The sequence below is a fragment of the Psychrobacter pasteurii genome (assembly GCF_900162815.1).
GTDB classification, from domain to species: Bacteria; Pseudomonadota; Gammaproteobacteria; order Pseudomonadales; family Moraxellaceae; genus Psychrobacter; species Psychrobacter pasteurii.
In genome coordinates, this window is the sequence record NZ_FUGD01000002.1 from 1 (window position 1) to 733 (window position 733).

At 45.3% G+C, this 733-nt stretch carries 2 protein-coding genes; both read right to left on the reverse strand.

Annotated features, from left to right (window positions below; genetic code table 11):
• Nucleotides 1-344, reverse strand: a 344-nt coding sequence (locus tag A1232T_RS14570) for a transposase (protein WP_208606887.1), incomplete at its 3' end; no start/stop codon positions are given.
• 26 nt (nucleotides 345-370) lie between these two features.
• On the reverse strand, nucleotides 371-733 hold a 363-nt coding region (locus tag A1232T_RS00015), incomplete at its 5' end, for a winged helix-turn-helix domain-containing protein (protein WP_208606886.1).

Consider the following 733-nt stretch of genomic DNA (forward strand, 5'->3'; position numbering starts at 1 on the left):
TCAGGTGAGTAGGGAGGCAATTTAAGCATGGTCACATTGTCTTGATCCAAACTTGGTTGGTGCCATAGCGCCCCATCCATGACCACCACGGCATGCCGACCTTCAGGAACAGCTTTACTGATTTCCTCCATATGCAATGCCATAGCTTGCTTATTCACATAAGGTAGAACAAGTCCAACACTCTCACCTGTCGCCGGATTAAAGGCACCAAACAGATAAGTCGATTCAAACTGCTGCTGCCTGACTACTCGAGGTCTTTGTCCTTTATAGTGCCAAACCCTTGTGATAGAGCCTTGTTGGCCAATACGTGTTTCATCCTGAAACCATATATCAACTTGCTTGATATCAACACCATCAGGTAGAACTTGCTTTACCTGCTCAAGGAAGTTTTTTTATATGCCTCCATGACTTTAGGATCTGCCTTAGGATGCTGACTACGCGCAGATATCCAGCTCATACCAATACGTTTCATGAGAGGATAGATCGCTTTAGGGGTATAGTTGGCGTTAAATTGCTCCTTGGCGATTTGTGCGATGTCTTTTGCGGTGAGCCTACCACCACCTCTTTGCTGCTGAGCTTCTACTATCGCTTGTTTGAATGGTTCTATGTCTTTTTCTGCTAAAAGACTCTTTCTGCCTCTGCCAGCTGCGTCATAGACACTAGTGATACCATGCAACCAGTATTTCCTTCTTATGGTATAGACGCTTCTAGGGTTGTAGCCAAAGTTCTCTGC